This is a genomic window from Clostridium bornimense, assembly GCF_018917145.1.
GTDB lineage: Bacteria > Bacillota > Clostridia > Clostridiales > Clostridiaceae > Clostridium_AN > Clostridium_AN bornimense_A.
The window spans coordinates 1-3,952 of the sequence record NZ_JAHLOD010000100.1 but is presented as its reverse complement, the minus strand read 5'-3'; the positions used below and the strand labels follow the sequence as shown (position 1 = coordinate 3,952).

Sequence of the window (3,952 nt, the reverse complement as noted above, 5' to 3'; positions counted from 1 at the left end):
GCTTTAGAAAATCTAATGCCTTGGGCAAATAATCTTCCTGACAATCTAAAAGTCAAAATCAAGAAATAAATAAATCCCGATAGGGCTTTAAATCGCCCTACCGGGATATTTTAATATATTTTTTAAATTGATAAAAGGTACCAAAACTTTGACGCTTACACTTTATCTAACAAGGAACTTCAATATGCATGTGATTATATGTATATTGCAATGTTAGGTGTAGGCATAAATATGATTCTTTTTACCTTTTCATCATATTTTAAAAATATAAAAAAAGTAAGAGTGTATTTATATACTACACTAGTATCTACACCTATAAATTTATTTTTAGATTGGAGTCTTGTTTTTGGTAAATTAGGATTTCCTAAACTTGGCGTTAAGGGAGCTGCAATAGGTACTGTTGTAGGTCTATTTGCTAGCATCATAGTATGTATTATATGTTATAAAAAATATAACGGAATTCAATACAACCTAAAAATATGTAAGACTGAGCTAAAAGAAATCTTAAAGTTATTTATACCAATGTCTATACAAGATTTTGTAGAATGTACCTTATTTGCAGTATTAATAATGTCTATTGTATCTAGATTAGGAACTGAGTCTACAGCTATATATAATCTTTTATTAAGTATAATAAGTATTGTAACATTTCCAATGTTTTCATATGCAGGTTCATCATTGACTTTAGTTTCCCAAGCAGATGGAATGAATAATAAAACTAATATAAAAGTTTATCCTATTTTAGCTGTTTTATCAGCATTATTTTTTATAACTATTGCAAGCATAATTATAATAATTAATCCTAAAATTATTAGTAGTCTTATTACAAACGATATTAACTTAATTAATTCTACAGGAATTCTCATAGTGTATGCTGTAGGCATCCAAGTATTTAACTTAATTCAGGAAGTTTACAAAAACTCATTGTTAGGATTATTGTATGAAAAATGGGTATTAGTATATTCAACAATTGTATCGTTTATTATTGTAGCAATAGTCTATTTCTTAGCTATAGTAATGCAACTGAATTTAAGAGGAGTTTGGTTGGGGTTAGGACTAAATTATTTTATACTATCAGTAGGATATATTATAAAGTTTTATAAGGGTGGAAATATACATAAAAATAGTAATCAGTTAGGTGAATCTTCAATAATAAGAGGCGATGTAATTGAATAATCTATATGAATGGAATTTATCTGAGTTATATATAGATAATAATGAATGGGAAAAAGAATATGAATTTTTAAAAGAAATTATGCTATCTAAAATAAAGAGAAAAATCAAAATTATATCCTCTATAGAGGATATAATTTTGATTTTTGAATTAGAAGATAGTATTGATGAAAACTTTAATAAATTATATATGTATTGTTTTTTGCATATGGAAATCTACGGTAGAGAAAAAAAGTATTTAGATATGATTAAGAAATTAGAAAATTTATGGAATGATATATATAATATAAAAATGGAACGAAATTTAATTATCACAAATTCATATTCTTTAGAGGAGTTACTAAAAAATCATATTATAACAAAATACGAAAAATCATTAAATGAAATATATATTACTGAAGATGAGCAATATATATTAAATAATAGGCTATTAGATAAAAATGAAGAAATAAATAATAAATATTATCATATTATAAAAGATATAGATGTTAGTGATTACAATAAGATATTTATATCTAATGATTTGAAGGTTATAAAAAAAAATTTAATTAATTATAGTAGAATATTCAATAATGAATCTGAAGAAATAGCAAATCTAATAAAGGAAAAGATATTTGTTTGGAAAAGCATACAAGAATTAAATAACTATAATAATATCTGTGATATTTTAATTGATGAAAAAGAAATAAAAAAAATATATAACAATATATTACAATCAATAAAGGATAATTATAATATACTTCATAAATATATAGAATTACAATGTGAATTATCAGATAAAAAAATTATACATGAACATGAATTAAAGAAGGTACTATTCCAATTAAATAAAGATGATATAGTTATAGAATTTAGTGAGGCAAAAGAAATTATATATAATTCAATGAGAATTATGGGAAAAAACTATTGTAATATTATTGATAGTGCATTTAATAATGGATGGATAGATCCGTTTCAAAGAGAAAAAAATCTTATAATTCTTATTGTGTAGGAGTTTATAATGTTCATCCCTATATATTTTTAAATTATAATAGAGATATTGATAGTTTATTAATTTTAGCACATGAATTAGGACATGCTATTCATTATTATATTATGAATAAAAATCTACCATTTAGATATACAGAATTTGATTCATTTATAGGAGAAGTTCCAGCACTTTTAAGTGAAATTTTGGTTTTAGACTACTTGTATAATGATAAAAAATATAGCACTTATAAAAAAAGTATTATAAATAAAAAAATTGAGTTTATAAAATATAATATATATAATATCGGGTTAGAACAAGAATATGTAGAAAGAATCATGAGATGCAATAATGAAATAAATAAACAGACATTAGATAAAATATGGGCAGATATAAACACGGATTATTATGGAAAAAAATACAAACTTAATCATTTTAATAAATCTTCTTGGAATAAGACAAAAAATTTATTTGATGACTTATCTAACTGCAAATATATGATATCATCTTATTTAGCTTTTAAAATATATTTTAATATAAAAGATGGGAATAAAGAGTATCTAAAACTTTTAATAAATGCATTTTCAATGGAGGCAAAAGAGTTACTAAAACAATATAATTTATCTTCAAATTCTGAATATTACTTAAAAGCTATTTTTTATGAATTTAATAAAAATATTGATGAATATAGAATTTTAGAGTGTGTGAAAAAATCTCTGTAAATAGCTTTCTATGATAATTATTTTAGAGTTGTAAACACCATAATTTAGTACTTATACCTTGATTACAATATTATAAATAATAATGTTCATATCAAGAACACCCTCAAATGGGTGTATTTTTTTATTGTTTAATGAATAAAATAAAGGTTCATTTAATGAACCTTTATCATATTAAGAATTTTTATGAAAATGCATTAATTAATTATTTCCTTTTTTCCTTTAAATATTCTATTCCAAAACTTTTCTTTCTCCTTTTCTTTTATCTCAATATCAATCTTCCTACGTTCTTCTAGTTTTTCTTTAAGCTCTAGAAGCTTCTTATCAACTTCTTCAAAGTGTGTTTCCATAGAAAGTTTTTTTATTTCCTTATCTTGCTCCTGTTTTAAAAGTACCTGGCTATTTTCAATAAGCTTTTGAAGATTCTTTATTTGTTCATCCTTAGCTTTCATTTGATCATCTTTGGTCTTTAACTGTAGATCCTTTTCTTTGATTTGATCTATAACAGTATTAATTAAACTTTGATTTAATTCACTTAAATTACTTAAATCATCGTTATCTTCAATAATAGAACCATTAATACTTACCTTAATATCATCTAGATTTTCATTTCTTTTAACTTTTAAGTCTTCCTTAATTAAGTTAAATAACTTCTCTGTAACATACTTTTTCCCTTGCTTCACAACCACTTCATCTTGGAACTTTTTTAATTTTGAGTATATTGTTACTTTACTAACCCCTAATTCTGTGGCTACTTCTTCTACAGTATACATACTCCCCACCTACTTTTTAATTTAAATCTATACTTTAAATATTCTTTATTTACCATAAATTTCCTTTTTATATATAAAACATTTTAGTATTACATCTGTATTACTATGTATTGTGCTACAAATTCATATCTAAAAGGAAAGTTTGGACAAGATATTCTTAAAACTCTCTATCAAATCACAAGTAAATTCATCTACAAGCAACTTGTCCAAACTGTATCAGAAATTCATCTCTGTAGGTCTATAATAGGGCTGTTTCTTATTTCATTTGCTGAAGCTAGGGGTATTCCTTTTAAGACAAATCAAATAGAAACATCCAAGGA

The 3,952-nt window shown here is 23.7% G+C and carries 4 protein-coding genes; 3 read left to right on the top strand and 1 reads right to left on the bottom strand.

Annotation, left to right across the window (positions count from 1 at the left end; all coding sequences use genetic code 11):
- Window positions 1-126 precede the first annotated feature (126 nt).
- The 3 genes from KQI30_RS17650 to KQI30_RS16565 are packed head-to-tail and all read left to right on the top strand — an operon-like array spanning window position 127 to window position 2,862.
- A complete protein-coding gene (locus KQI30_RS17650) occupies window positions 127-1,176 on the top strand; it encodes an MATE family efflux transporter (RefSeq protein ID WP_367397874.1) in 1,050 nt (349 codons plus the stop codon).
- On the top strand, window positions 1,169-2,164 hold the full coding sequence (locus tag KQI30_RS16570) for a hypothetical protein (RefSeq protein WP_216464455.1): 996 nt from the start codon (window positions 1,169-1,171) through the stop codon (window positions 2,162-2,164). Before KQI30_RS17650 ends, KQI30_RS16570 begins: the two co-directional genes overlap by 8 nt.
- The gene (locus tag KQI30_RS16565) at window positions 2,113-2,862 is read left to right on the top strand and encodes a M3 family metallopeptidase (RefSeq protein ID WP_216464454.1); all 750 of its coding nucleotides are present in this window, start codon (window positions 2,113-2,115) and stop codon (window positions 2,860-2,862) included. The genes KQI30_RS16570 and KQI30_RS16565 overlap by 52 nt, the downstream gene beginning before the upstream one ends.
- Window positions 2,863-3,056: 194 nt before the next feature.
- Here KQI30_RS16565 and KQI30_RS16560 read toward each other — a convergent pair whose 3' ends face one another.
- Window positions 3,057-3,632 (bottom strand): hypothetical protein, encoded by a 576-nt coding sequence (locus tag KQI30_RS16560; protein ID WP_216464453.1) that lies wholly within the window; start codon window positions 3,630-3,632, stop codon window positions 3,057-3,059.
- Between the last annotated feature and the right edge of the window lie 320 nt (window positions 3,633-3,952).

What these genes read in the sequence shown, in the direction of transcription:
- KQI30_RS16560 (WP_216464453.1), bottom strand. Translation starts at nt 3,632, where the DNA reads ATGTATACTGTAGAAGAAGTAGCCACAGAATTAGGGGTTAGTAAAGTA.
- KQI30_RS16565 (WP_216464454.1), top strand. Translation starts at nt 2,113, where the DNA reads ATGGATAGATCCGTTTCAAAGAGAAAAAAATCTTATAATTCTTATTGT.